The sequence below is a fragment of the Pseudomonas izuensis genome (assembly GCF_009861505.1).
GTDB classification, from domain to species: Bacteria; Pseudomonadota; Gammaproteobacteria; order Pseudomonadales; family Pseudomonadaceae; genus Aquipseudomonas; species Aquipseudomonas izuensis.
The window spans coordinates 14586-27898 of record NZ_WTFT01000047.1; the positions used below are offsets into that span (position 1 = coordinate 14586).

Below are 13313 nucleotides of genomic sequence, written 5' to 3' on the forward strand. Positions count from 1 at the left end.
ACGCAAGTATAATCAGCGCATCTGTTGATACTTATTATACGAATCGTGAACAATCTACCGAACCTGGAAGACCTCAACGTCTTCGTCCATGTCGCCCGTCGCTCCAGCTTCTCCAGCGCCGCCTCCGAACTGGGCATGTCCGCCGCCTTCATCAGCAAGCGGATTCGCCTGCTCGAGCAAAACCTCGGCGTGCGCCTGCTGCATCGCACCACCCGCCGGGTGTCGGTGAGTGACGATGGCGAACGCATCTACCAGTGGGCCTTGCGCATCCTCGATTCAGTGCAGCGCATGGGCGATGACGTCAGTACGCTGCACCGCGAGCCCAGCGGACAGCTGCGTATCGCCAGCAGCCTGGGTCTGGGCCGGCGCTTCGTCGCCCCTGCCCTCTCGGAACTGGCCGAGCGCCACCCAACACTCGACATCCGCCTCGATGTACAGGACCGCCTGATCGACCTGATTGACGAAGGCTTCGACCTCGACGTGCGGGTCGGCAACGAAATCGATCCGCACCTCATCGCCAAGCCGCTGGCGCGCAATCGCCGGGTCCTCTGCGCTGCGCCGGCGTATCTGGAACGGCACGGCACACCGCGCACACTGGCGGAGCTGGCCACACACGATTGCCTGGTGATCAAGGAACGCGATCACCCCTTCGGGGTCTGGCACCTGCAAGGGCCGGAGGGCGAGGAACAGGTGAAAGTGACGGGCCCTCTGTCGTCCAATCACGGTGAAGTGGTGCACCAGTGGTGCATCGATGGCAGAGGCATCTTGCTGCGCTCATGGTGGGACGTGTACGACAGCCTGGAGGACGGGCGCCTCGTGCAGGTCTTGCCCGAGTACATGCAGCCGGCCGACATCTGGGCGGTGTACACGGCCCCCCTGGCCACGTCGGCCAAGGTGCGCGTGGCGGTTGAATGCCTGCGGCAATACTTCGCCGAGCGATACAGCCTCCCGGAAACCTGAATCAGCGGCGCCTGAAATCAATCAGCGCAGCCCCATGCGTCCTGGCGGACTCAACGTCAGCGTTAGGCCGGGTGCTTAAAGTTCGCCGCTCTCCGGAAACTCATCCCGATAACACACTGGCGAGCTGGAGCCCTGGAATCGATCCAGCTCCTCTTCCAGCCATTGGGCGAGCACGACGGCAGGATTTTGCAGCGGGTCATCCGCTGTGAACACCAGTGTCAACATCCCTGTTTGCGCATAATGCAAAAGTGCCCACCAATGCGCCGGTTGGGCAGCCAGTTCCCGACGATAGGCTTGCGTGAAGCCGGCGAAATCCAACTGCCCAGCGATGAACGCCTGGTGTAAATCAGCTGAGGGCGCGACGTCGGGGAGCCAGGCATCGGACGGCATTGACGCCTTGAGGCAATCCTTAGGCCGCTGACGATCCACCAGAATTCGCCACCCGTCTGCCGGCGCGACAGGGTCGCAGACACGTTTGCACTGAATCATGATCGTTCACCCTTTCCACTCACGCGGACTGACCCCAGTTTTGCGGCGAAACGCCCGGGCCAGGGCCGAAGGACTTTCGTAGCCGACTTCTTCGGCGATCAGGGCAATCGGCTTGCCTTCGCGCAAGCGTTTCTGTGCCAGGCTGATGCGCCAGCTCACCAGGTAATCCACCGGCGCCTGGCCGACCACGCGCTTGAAGTGCTCGGCGAAACTGGCCCGGGACATGTTGGCCAGGGCCGACAGCTGCGCCACGCTCCAGGCCTTGCCCGGTGCTTCGTGCATCTGGCTCAAGGGTCTTGCCAGGCGCGGGTCGGCCAGCCCGGCCATCATCCCCGGCTGTTGGTTGCGCGTGCTCAGAATGTGCCGCAGCAACAGAATCACCAGCAGTTCGAACAAACGGTCCATCACGGCTTCACGACCGCAGGTGCCATCGAACGCCTCGTTGAACAACCACTCCAGGGTGCTGGCCAGGGTCGGGATTTCATCGAGTTTCAGTATCAGGTATTCCGGCAACGCCGCTGCCAGGGCATTGCCCGAGCCACCATCGAAACTCAGCGACGCGCACACCAGTTGAGCACCAGAGGCTTCGGTGGCGAACATGCGATGACGGTAAGGACGAGGAAAAAAGATCAGCGTCGGCTCGGTGAGGTGCAGCTCGCGCTCATCGGCCAGTTTCAGGGTGACTTCGCCGGCCTGCAGCAAATGAACATGGCCGCTCGCCTGATTGCCATCGAAGGCAGCAGCGCCGCAAAACGTACCGCTGTGAAAGGTGCCGGCGTTGACGCCGAAATGCGTGAGCAAGGTGGACAGGCGATCCATAGGGAGACTCCCGAGGGCAGTTCTGGACGATCTGTCGCATATCGTCGACGATTTGCACCCAATAGGCCAGCTCGAATCTCTAGCATGAACTCCGTACCCAGCGCCTGTCGCGCTCGAATCCACGGAGAATCACCATGTCCCGCATTATCCCAGTCAGCCTGGAACACGCCACCGACGCTACCCGCCCATTGCTGGAAGGCGTGCAGAAGAAAATTGGCTTCCTGCCCAACGCATTCCGGATGCTGGCGCACGCCCCCGCCGTACTGGCCTCTTACCTGCAAAACTCGGCGACACTGGACAAAACCTCCCTGAGCGCCAAGGAGAAAGAAGCGGTCTTCCTCGCCACGTCACAGGTCAATGGCTGCGGCTACTGCCTGGCGGCGCACACGTTTTTTGCCGGCAAGGCCGGGCTCAGCAGCCAGGAGATTCTCAGCGCCCGGCAAGGCCAGCTCGACGCCTATGCCCTGCTCGCCCGGCAGATCACCGAAAGCCGTGGCCATCTGAGCAGCGAGCAGATCGCAGCGGCCCGCGCCGCCGGGATCACTGACGCGAAGATCATCGAAGTGATCGCCCACGTGGCCTCGCAGACGCTGACCAACTTCATGAACAACGTCGCCCTGACTGATATCGACTTTCCGGCCATCGACGCCTGATAAACGCCATGATTTCTGTAGGAGCGAGCTTGCTCGCGATGGACCCGAGAACGCCGCGCTCATCCAGTCAGCACGCGTAATCGTTTACGACCATCGCGAGCAAGCTCGCTCCTACAGGGAATGCAAAATCAAAGGAGACTGCACATGAACACCGTGACCCTGTACACCACCGACACCTGCCCCTACTGCCGCAGCGCCAAATCGCTGCTGGCCAGCAAAGGCATCGCAATGCAAGAGATCAACATTCAGCGCGAACCCGGCAAACTCGAGGAAATGCTCGACCGCAGTGGACGACGCAGCGTGCCGCAGATTTTCATCGGCGACACGCACATCGGCGGCTTCGACGACCTGGCCAAACTGGATCGCCAGGGCGGGTTGATGTCGATGCTGGCCTGAGCCGAATTCGAACCATCCACCACAACCCCTGTGGGAGCGGGCTTGCCCGCGATAGCGTCAGCCCAGTCAGTATTGATGGGACTGACCCAACACCATCGCGGGCAAGCCATGCTCCCACAGAGGCGCTGTGTCGAGCACAAAATCAATGCTTCACCTTTGGTCAGGTATTGGTCTTCAGCTTGGTCCACAACCGGGTGGTCAAGCGTGCGATGGACGCCGGCAGGTCTTCCACGGTGAACAACTTGTCCATCACCGTTTTCGGCGGGTAGATCGCCAGGTCCTGTTTCACCGCCGGCACCACATAGGCATCCGCTGCGCTGTTGGGATTGGCGTAGTGGATGCTGTTGCTGATGTTGGCGATCACTTGCGGCTGCAGCAGGTAATTCATGTAGGTGTAGCCGTTCTTCTCGTGGGGTGCGCTCTTGGGCATTACCACCATGTCAAACCACAGGGTGGAGCCTTCGTCGGGGATCGAGTAGGCAATGTCGATCCCGTTTTTTGCTTCCCTGGCGCTGGCCGCCGCCTGCACGATGTCGCCGTTGAAGCCGATCACCGCACAAACATTGCCGTTGGCCAGATCGCTGATGTACTTGGAGGCGTGGAAGTACTGCACGTACGGACGGATCTTCAGCAGCGCCTGTTCGGCTTTCTTGTAATCCGCAGGCTCGTGGCTGTGGGGTGGCAATCCCAGGTAGTTGAGGGTGATCGGCAGGACCTGGGTCGGGTTGTCGATGATCGCCACACCGCATTCGCTGAGCTTCTTGATGTTGGCTTCGTCGAAAAACAACTTCCAGGAATGAGTGACATCGGTGTTGCCGAAGATCGCCTTGATCTTCTCGACGTTGTAGCCGATGCCGGCGGTACCCCACATGTAGGGATAGCCGTACTGGTTGCCGGGGTCGTTGACCTCGAGTTTTTTCATCAGCGCCGGGTCCAGGTTGCTCCAGTTCGGCAACTGGCTCTTGTCGAGTTTCTGGATGGCGCCAGCCTTGATCAGGCGCGACAGGAAATGGTTCGACGGACTGACCACGTCATACCCGGTATTGCCCGTCATCAACTTCGACTCCAGCACTTCGTTGCTGTCGTGGATGTCGTAAGTGGCCTTGATCCCGGTTTCCTTGGTGAAGGTGGCCAGGGTGTCGTCAGCGATATAGCCGTTCCAGTTGGAAATGTTGACGGTTTCGTCGGCGTTAGCGGCCGCGCAACAGGTCGAGAGCAGGGCCACCAGGGAAATTGTATTGACGCGCATGTTCGATCACCTTCGTGCAGAAGTGCTTTTATTGTGAGTGACAGGTGGTGTTTCAGATTTCTGATTTGGCCCGGGCCGTCTCTATGCGCATGCGCAGCATGGCACCGATATCGAGCAGGGGCTTGGGTGGCAGCCAGCCGGGCCGGGCGCGCTCCATGACCGACTGCAGCAGGGGCGAGTCGCCGCCCGACGCCAGCTCCGCCAGCAACCGTCCCCACAACGTGCCGCGCGCCACACCGGAGCCATTGCAGCCAGCCACGGCAAACACGCCCTCCTCGACCTTGGCGAAATACGCTTGCCCGGACCGCGAAGCGCTGAGGTGGCCGGTCCAGGTGTACTGGATGTCCTGCTCGCCCAACATCGGAAACCGGCGCTGCAAACCCAGCACATGGTGCTGACGGCGCACCGCCAGTTCCCTGAGGGACAAGTCCCGTGAACGGTATTCGGCGGTGTTGCGGATCATCACCCGTCGATCCGGAGTCAGGCGCACCGTGGCCCCCAACGGCCGGGTCGACAGCACGCCCCAGGACTTCGGAGCACCGATGGCTTGAAACTCCTCTTCGCTGAGCGGCCGGGTGAGGCTGGCGCTGAGCTCCATCGCGAAGGTGCCGCTGTCGCTGATCCCGGAACGGGGAATGAAGGCGTTCAGGCAGACCAGCACCTGCTTGGCCTCAATGCAGCCATTGATGCCGCTGGCGCGAATACGGCCATTGCCCATGCGCTGGAAACCGGTGATCTCGGTGTTCTCGAACAGCGTCACCTTTTCCGGCAGTGCATCGAGCAAACCCTTCACGTACTTCGCCGGTTGCAGCAATGCATTGCCATTGCCGCACCAGATCGCGGCCTGGTAGTGCCGGGTGCCAAGCTTCTGGATCAGTTGCTCGCCCTGCAGGAACTGCGCCGACGCACCGACGGCACGCAAGGTCTGCAACTTGGCCTCGACGTCGGTCAATTTGCGCGGGTCGTTGACGGCAAAGAAGTAACCCGATTCACGGAAATCGCATTCGATGCCATGCCGGGCAATACGCTTGCGCACTTCATCGCTGGCGGCGCGGGAAATCGAGGTGTCCACCTGGAAACCGGCGAACCCTGCGCTGCCGTGCAGCTCTGCGCCAGTCGGATGTTCGTGGGCCACGACGAATCCCGAATTACGCGCCGACGCCCCTTGCGCAGCGCGTTGTCTGTCGACGATCACGATGCGCGCCTGGGGATGCATTTCGGCGAGTGAGTGCGCGGCACACAGCCCGGTGATACCGGCGCCGATGACCAGCCAATCGGCCTGTTGCGTACCGTTCAAGGACGCGCGCAGCGGAGAATCCCCGGCCTGCGCTATCCAGCCACATTTGTTTTCCATGCATCACCTCTTCGACTATCGTTGCGCGACCGCAAATCTGTATGCACTCATCGCATGAATGGTTTGAGATGACGGCGGCCATGGCTAGAATCTAAGGGCTCTCCCTCGATACAACCAACGTTATTAAATCATCCAGGTATTCTGAAAACGCATGGATAAAATTCGCCACGTTCCCTCGCTCCAAGGGTTGCAGGCGCTGGTCGAAGTCGCCGATTCGGGCAGCTTTACCCAGGCAGCGCAAACGCTGTGCCTGACCCAAAGCGCGGTGAGCCGCAAGATCCAGCAGCTGGAAAGTCACTTCGACGTTGCCCTGTTCGTCAGGAGCAGTCGCAGCCTTCGCCTGACACCCGAAGGCGAACAGGTGCTGGCCAGCGCGCGCAACATCCTCGAGCAACTGAAAACCCTGGAAGACCGCATCGCCCCACAGAAGCGCCCGTTCCGCATTCGCATGCATGTGTCGCTGGCGGTGCGTTGGTTGTTGCCGAAACTGAGTGATTTCTATCGCCATCACCCGGAGGTTTCGCTGGCCATCGAAACCGTGGCCACGGAGGTGGTGGAGCCGGCCAGCGACAGCGATGCCTACATCCTCTACTTGCCTGAGCCGTCCGCTGCCCCGGATTGCCTGACCTTGTTCGAAGAAGCGCTGGTGCCGGTGTGTGCACCCGGCCTGGCACTGGCGTCGCTGGAAGAACTGGCACACTTCGCCCTGCTGCATCGCTCGGCGGACAAAAATGACTGGAAGAATTGGTTAGCCGCCAACGGTGGCAAGTCCCTGGAGGACTTTCGGCACATCCCTTTCAACCTCGACGAACTTGCACTGGATGCCGCCGCGCGGGGACTGGGCGTGGCCATGACCGACATGACCCTGGCGGGCGAGTCGATCGAGCGTGGCGTGCTGCACATCCCGTTCGGCCAGCCCTTGAAGTCCCGCGGGATTTACTCGTTGTGCCTGCAACCTTCGGCGGCTTCGCATCCGGCGTGTTCGGCCGTGATGCAATGGTTTGCCGGGCAGGTTCTAACACCTTCATAACCTGTAGGAGCGAGACTTTGTGGTAAGGGGATTTATCCCCGTTGGGGCGCGTAGCGGCCCTAATTCGGAGATAACGGTGTGTCAGATAGAACGCATTCGCCAGTTTGCGGCTGCTGCGCACCCGAACGGGGATAAATCCCCTCACCACAAAGGCTCGCTCCCACAGGATCAGCGCGCAGCGTCAATCATCCTCATGCAACTTGATCCCCCGCGCATGCAGCAGATGCGGTACCACCAGCACCAGCAATGTCAGGCCCATGAAAAACGCCGAGATCGGTTGCGTGACGAAGATCATCCAGTCGCCCTGGCTGATGGACAGGGCATTGCGCAGTTGTTTCTCGGCCATCGGCCCCAGCAGCATGCCCACGATCACCGGCGCCACCGGGAAGTCGAAACGCCGCATCAGCACACCGGCCCAGCCAATGGCCAACATCAACAGCAAGTCGAAGGAAGAGTGGCGCATGCCGTACACGCCGATGGTGGCAAACACCAGTATCCCGGCGTTCAGATACGGTCGGGGGATTTGCAGCAGCTTGACCCACAGCCCCACCAACGGCAGGTTCAGCACCAGCAGGATGACGTTGCCGATGTACAGCGAGGCCACCAGCGTCCAGACCAGATCGGCGGAGGTCTCGAAGAGCATCGGCCCCGGTTGCAGGTTGTAGTTCTGGAACGCCGCCAACAGAATCGCCGCCGTGGCGGAGGTCGGTATGCCCAGGGTCAGCAACGGCACCAATGACCCGGTCGCACTCGCATTGTTCGCCGCTTCCGGGCCGGCGACGCCTTCGATGGCGCCCACGCCTTTATTGGCGGAAAACTCTTTCGGATACCGGCTGAGCTTGCGTTCGGTGGAATAGGACAGAAACGTCGGGATCTCCGCGCCACCCGCCGGGATCGAGCCAAATGGAAAGCCGATCAGGGTGCCGCGCAACCAGGCAGGCACCGAGCGTCTCCAGTCGGCGCGGGTCATCCACAAAGAGGTCAGGCGATGCCGGCCCTCTGCTTGCTCCTGCTGGTAGAGCAGGCTGTACAGCGCCTCCCCCACCGCAAACAACCCCACCGCCACCAGTACCACTTCGATACCGTCTACCAGTTCGGGAACGCCCAGGGTGTAGCGAGCGATCCCCGAGGTGGAGTCCAGGCCGATCATGCCGATGGTCAGCCCGATCCCCAGCGACGCGAAACCGCGCAGCATGGAGGCGCCAAGCACCGCCGACACCGTGGTGAAGGACAGTACCAGGATCGCGAAGTACTCCGCCGGCCCGAAGTTGAGCGCCAGTCGGGCCACGACGGGCGCGAACAGGGTCAGCAGGATCGTCGCGATGGTGCCCGCCACAAAAGAGCCTATCGCTGCCGTTGCCAAGGCAGGCCCGGCCCGGCCATTGCGCGCCATGAGATTGCCTTCCAGGGCCGTGACCATGGAAGACGATTCGCCCGGTGTGTTGAGCAGGATCGAAGTGGTGGAACCACCGAACTGCGCACCGTAATAGATCCCGGCGAACATGATCAGCGCCCCGGTGGGATCGACCTTGGCGGTGATCGGCAGCAGCAACGCCACCGTCAGCGCCGGCCCGATGCCCGGCAACACACCGATGGCAGTGCCCAGCAGGCAGCCGATGAACCCCCACATCAGGTTGATCGGCGTCAGCGCCGAGGAAAAACCCGCCAACAGGCTTGAGAGAATGTCCACGCAGTCGATCTCCTTTGCCCCGGATCAGATCCAGGCATTGACCAGCGGCGGCAGGGAAACCCCCAGCCCGGCGTTGAACAGCCAGTAGATCGGCAAGGTCAAGGCAATGCCGATGGCCAGGTCCCGCAGCGGGTAACGGCTGCCGAAGCCCCGTGCGGAAAAGGCGAACAGCAGGCCGGCGGCCAGCACGAAACCGATCAGGTTGATCAGCAACGCCACGCCCACCAACCCGCCAGTCACCCAGGCGGCGCCGGATTTGCCGCCGGGGATCGCGCCGTTGCCGCCGTCCAGTTCGCGAAAACCACCGGTGAACGCCTGGTAACTCAGCACCAGGCCCACCACGGCGAGAAACCCGGCGACGACATAGGGGTAAACAAAAGCCGGCAAAATCACGAAGCCCATCTCGGGCGGAAAGCGGTACGCTCCCACGGCCAGCACGGCGCCGAGGGCAATCAGCCCAAGGCCGATCGCCAATTGCGTCGATACGATTGTGCGCACCCCGGCCATCTCAAAGCAGCCCGACCTTGACCAGCATCGCCCGCAGGCGCACGTGTTCTTCATCGACGAACTTGCCGAACTCGTCACCGGTCAACACGCTCGGCGTCCAGGCATTGGTTTGAATGTTGTCCTGCCAGACTTTGCTGGTGTTGGCGGCCACGACGGCGTCGGTCACTTCTTTACGTTGCTCGGGCGTCAGGTTCGCTGCACCGTAGACACCGCGCCAGTTGCCGATGATCACGTCGTAGCCACTTTCCTTGAGGGTCGGCGCATCGATCCCCGGGACACGCTCGGGCGCACCGATGGCCAGCACACGGATCTGGCCGTTCTTGACGTATTGACCCAGTTCGGCATAGCCCCCGGTGAGCACCTTGATCTGGCCGCCCAGGGTCTGCGCGACAATTTCACCCCCGCCACCGGTGGCGATGTAATTGACCTTATTGACCGGGACATCGAGTTTGCCAGCCAGCTCGGCGATGCCGATGTGGTCGATCGAACCCTTGGAACCACCGCCCCAGGTGATGCCGGGCGGATTGGCCTTGAAGTCCTTGATCAGGTCATCGAGGGTTTTGTAGGGCGACTCCTTGCGCACGGCAATCACGTTGTATTCGGTGAACAGCCGGGCAATCGGCGTCACGTCCTTCAGGGTAATTTGCGGTTTGTTCTGTTCGATCCCCGCGACCATGATCGCGCCGACCACCAGCAGTGCATTCGGGTCGCCCTTGGTGCTGTTGGCGAATTGCGCCAGCCCCAGGGTTCCGCCCGCGCCCCCCTTGTTTTCAAACGTCACGGATTTGGCCACGTTGGCTTCGATCAGGGCCTTGCCCAACACTCGCGCAGTCTGGTCATAACCGCCACCCACGGAGCCGGGGGCCATGAACTTGACGGTGTCCAGTGCAAACGCGGGGGTGGTGAGTGCGGCAGCGGTCATGCCAACGGCCAGGTAGCGACTGAAGCGGCGGAACAAAGCGGACATGGTGTATCTCCCTGGATTGTTTTTATTGGTGCCGTCTGCCTGTCGAACAGGGGCGAATCCTGTTCGACGAACATCGGCCTGCGCATAAGCGTAGGACATGACTGCGTTTGTAGGAGCCGGCTTGCTGGCGATAGGGGTGAATCAGTCAACATTCATGGCACTGACACGCCGCTATCGCCGGCAAGCCGGCTCCTACAGGTCACGAGTTCCGGGCACATCCGACCAATAAACCCTCGATGATGCGTGTCATGGCCTAACCTCATAGGCTGGGTGACTAGCAACCTGTCGGGCACGCCTATGCGCAATGCATTGAAGTGGATGATTGTCGTGGTTCTCGCGCTGTTCGGACCGAGCGGCGCAATGCTGTCGGCGGCACCGGTGACGGGGACACCTGCCATCAGTTTTGCCCGCGCATCAGTCACTATTCCCGACAGCGATCTGCAAGACTTGCTACTTCGGCTCAACAGCCTCAAACAGCAGGTTTCCCAGGCCAGCAATTACGGCCAATTGGAAGCCCCGCAGGATCAGGTCCAGGCGCTGATCCAGGAAATTGCCCGGCTGTCGGCACTGTTGCTGCCCGAACAGGCTCAATTGCAGTCGCAACTGAGCGTGCTGGGGCCCGCACCGCTTGGCGAGGCTGCGTTGGAGAAGTCCGACATTACCCGTCAAAGGACTGCCCTCACGGAGCAGAAAAATCAGGTCGACAACAAACTCAAAACACTGGATACCCTCAAAAACAGCGCTGCCGAACTGCTGGCCCAGATTGCCGTCATCCGCCGCAGTCTGCTGGAAACCGAAGTGACCCAGCAGACCCACAGCATCCTCAACCCCTGGTTCTGGGAACCGCTGTTCAATCCGCCAGAGGACGATCGACAACGCCTGAGTGCCTTCCTCCAACAGATGGGCGCCACACTCGACGCCGCCTGGCAACCGGGCCAGCGCTTCTACACCAGCATCCTGCTCACGCTGGCCCTGCTCCTGTGGTTTGTCGGTCACAGGCTGACCGATCGAGGACTGACCTGGCTGTGCATTCATCGCATGCCTGAAGGTCGGCTGCGACGCAGTGCCCTCGCGCTGGCTTCGGTCCTCGCCACGGTGCTGGCGGCGTGGTTTGCCTTGCAGTTGCTGTTCTATGCCCTCACGCGCCATCTGCCGCTGACACCACAATTGGTGGGGTTTTCCCAGGATTTCGAAAAGATCGTTTATACCTGCGTACTGGTCACCGGCCTGAGCCGCGCCCTGCTGTCGACGAAACATCCTTCATGGCGGCTGCCGGCCATTGCCGATCCAGTGGCCGTGGCAATGAAACCCTTCCCGATCCGCCTGGCCTGGGCGTTGCTGATTCTGGTGGCGGCGGCGCAAATGACCAATGCCACCGGCATGAGCGCCCAGGTCGTGATCTCGGTCAGGGGCTTTGCCGCGCTGGTCATTACCCTCATGATCGGCGGGCTGCTGTTGCACGTCAGCAAAACCCGCCGGGCCCTGGCCGCGACCGGTGCGGCCCCTGAAGCGGGCACGACACTGGCTGGCGTGATCTATGCCTTCGCCAGCATCGCCGTGGTGATTTCCCTGCTCGCCTTGCTGATTGGCTACGTATCTCTGTCGCGCTTCATCACCTACGAACTCGTCTGGTTGTTCATCATTTTTTCCGGTTTCTATTTGCTGATCCAGCTGTTGAGGGACGGCTGCGAATACCTGTTCTCACCCCGGCACTCCACCGGCAAGGCCCTGAAACAGCTGTTGGGGATTGGCGATGCGCGCCTGGACCAGATTTCGACCATTTTGTCCGGCGTCGGCCGGGCGATACTGTTTCTGATCGGCTTTATCACACTGGTAGTAGGCGGGGTTGGATCGACGCTCGGACAATTGGCCTCCAATACATTGGCTGTTCTCGGCGGCGAAGGCCTGCGAAAACTCAACATCGTCCCGGGTAACCTGCTGCATGGCGTCCTCGCCCTGATCATCGGCATTTACCTGATCCGTACGCTGCGCCGCTGGCTGGACAACGAGTTCCTGCCAAAAACCGAAATGGACCCCGGCATGTGTGCCTCCCTCAGCACGCTGTTTTCCAATATCGGTTACATGCTGGTCATCCTGCTCGCGCTGTCATCACTGGGGGTCCAGTGGACCAACCTGGCCTGGATCGTCAGCGCCTTGTCAGTGGGCATCGGTTTCGGCCTGCAGGAAATCGTCAAGAACTTCGTCTCCGGCCTGATCCTGCTGACCGAGCGCCCGGTGAAGGTCGGCGACCTGATCAGCATCAGCGGCGTCGAAGGGGATATCCGGCGCATCAATGTGCGGGCCACCGAAATACAACTGGCCGACCGCTCGATCGTCATCGTGCCCAACTCGCAGCTGATCTCGCAGAACCTGCGCAACGTCACCCTCGGCGGCAGCGCCCAAGGGGTGGCGACACTCGAACTGGTGTTCCCGCTGGACATCGACCCGGAAGAAGTGCGCAACCTGCTGTACGACACCTACATCGAGCACGAATCCATCCTCGACAAACCGCCGCCCTACGTGCGTTTCAGTCAGCTGAAACCCGAAGGCATCACCTTGACCATCACCGGGTATGTCATCAGCCCGCGTAATGTCGGGGCGATCAAGAGCGAGCTGTTGTTTGAGATACTCAAGCGGTTGGGGGCTGCTGGTATTGAACTGGCGAAACCGCCACCGGCGGCGTGATTTGTGTTGGGTTGGGTTGGTGTACATATCCGTTGCTTCGGTAACGGCGACTTAGGGTTCCGCCCTTACGGCGGGTCACTTGGAGAAGCGCCAAGTAACCAAGCGCTCTTGCCCCACCACTCGGTGCCTCGCTCAGGCTCGGCATGCCCTCACTCCGGCATTGCTCCGTGGGTCGCCGCGCTGGGCCATCCCTGGCCCAGCGCGGCTAAACCGGCGTCCTGCCGGTTTACCCACTACGCAATGCCTGCGTTCGGCCAGCGTGGTTTAACGGGACGCCCAGATCAAAAGCAAAGCGAGGCGGCCTGACAGCCGACCTGACATTGGCAGATGCCCTCGATCCCCTGTAGGAGCGAGCCTGCTCGCGATGGACGTGAACGATAACGCGTGCTGTCTGGATGAACGCGTTGTCTGGACGTTTTTCGCGAGCAGGGCTCGCTCCTACAGTGGAACGCGTTCATCCGCAAAATCAGGTCGGCTGTCAGGCCGCCTCGCATTGCTTTGGCTTTTGATCTTC

General features: G+C 61.2%; 12 protein-coding genes. 5 read left to right on the top strand and 7 right to left on the bottom strand.

The window, feature by feature from the left end:
• Positions 1-45: 45 nt before the first annotated feature.
• Positions 46-960 (top strand): LysR substrate-binding domain-containing protein, encoded by a 915-nt coding sequence (locus GPL81_RS28190; protein WP_160109378.1) that lies wholly within the window; start codon positions 46-48, stop codon positions 958-960.
• Between the two features lie 75 nt (positions 961-1035).
• Here GPL81_RS28190 and GPL81_RS28195 read toward each other — a convergent pair whose 3' ends face one another.
• Together GPL81_RS28195 and GPL81_RS28200 are read right to left on the bottom strand one after the other, a co-directional pair.
• Entirely contained in the window at positions 1036-1449 is a 414-nt protein-coding gene (locus GPL81_RS28195; protein ID WP_160109379.1) for a DUF488 domain-containing protein, read from the bottom strand.
• A 6-nt stretch (positions 1450-1455) separates the two neighbouring features.
• A complete protein-coding gene (locus GPL81_RS28200; protein WP_160109380.1) occupies positions 1456-2268 on the bottom strand; it encodes an AraC family transcriptional regulator in 813 nt (270 codons plus the stop codon).
• Positions 2269-2402: 134 nt separating this feature from the next.
• On the opposite strand from GPL81_RS28200, the gene GPL81_RS28205 reads away from it, so the two are divergent.
• The gene (locus GPL81_RS28205) at positions 2403-2921 is read left to right on the top strand and encodes a carboxymuconolactone decarboxylase family protein (protein ID WP_160109381.1); all 519 of its coding nucleotides are present in this window, start codon (positions 2403-2405) and stop codon (positions 2919-2921) included.
• A gap of 144 nt (positions 2922-3065) precedes the next feature.
• Positions 3066-3317 (top strand): glutaredoxin 3, encoded by a 252-nt coding sequence (grxC, locus tag GPL81_RS28210; RefSeq protein ID WP_096512249.1) that lies wholly within the window; start codon positions 3066-3068, stop codon positions 3315-3317.
• A gap of 160 nt (positions 3318-3477) precedes the next feature.
• Here the strand turns inward: grxC and GPL81_RS28215 are convergent, their stop codons facing one another.
• Positions 3478-4566, bottom strand: coding sequence for a polyamine ABC transporter substrate-binding protein (locus GPL81_RS28215; RefSeq protein ID WP_160109382.1), 1089 nt, complete (start codon positions 4564-4566; stop codon positions 3478-3480).
• Between the two features lie 52 nt (positions 4567-4618).
• On the bottom strand, positions 4619-5920 hold the full coding sequence (locus GPL81_RS28220; RefSeq protein ID WP_160109383.1) for an NAD(P)/FAD-dependent oxidoreductase: 1302 nt from the start codon (positions 5918-5920) through the stop codon (positions 4619-4621).
• 151 nt (positions 5921-6071) lie between these two features.
• Between GPL81_RS28220 and GPL81_RS28225 the strand changes: the two genes are divergently transcribed.
• Complete coding sequence (locus GPL81_RS28225; RefSeq protein WP_160109384.1) at positions 6072-6950, top strand: LysR family transcriptional regulator; 879 nt, start codon at positions 6072-6074, stop codon at positions 6948-6950.
• A gap of 181 nt (positions 6951-7131) precedes the next feature.
• Here the strand turns inward: GPL81_RS28225 and GPL81_RS28230 are convergent, their stop codons facing one another.
• Genes GPL81_RS28230 through GPL81_RS28240 form a run of 3 tightly spaced genes read right to left on the bottom strand, consistent with a single transcriptional unit; the run spans position 7132 to position 10114 of the window.
• Positions 7132-8640: a tripartite tricarboxylate transporter permease gene (locus GPL81_RS28230; protein WP_160109385.1), complete on the bottom strand. Its 1509-nt coding sequence runs from the start codon at positions 8638-8640 to the stop codon at positions 7132-7134.
• Positions 8641-8664: 24 nt separating this feature from the next.
• On the bottom strand, positions 8665-9147 hold the full coding sequence (locus tag GPL81_RS28235) for a tripartite tricarboxylate transporter TctB family protein (protein ID WP_160109386.1): 483 nt from the start codon (positions 9145-9147) through the stop codon (positions 8665-8667).
• Position 9148: 1 nt separating this feature from the next.
• Positions 9149-10114, bottom strand: coding sequence for a Bug family tripartite tricarboxylate transporter substrate binding protein (locus tag GPL81_RS28240; RefSeq protein WP_096512255.1), 966 nt, complete (start codon positions 10112-10114; stop codon positions 9149-9151).
• Positions 10115-10411: 297 nt separating this feature from the next.
• On the opposite strand from GPL81_RS28240, the gene GPL81_RS28245 reads away from it, so the two are divergent.
• Positions 10412-12799, top strand: coding sequence for a DUF3772 domain-containing protein (locus GPL81_RS28245; RefSeq protein WP_160109387.1), 2388 nt, complete (start codon positions 10412-10414; stop codon positions 12797-12799).
• Positions 12800-13313: the final 514 nt, after the last annotated feature.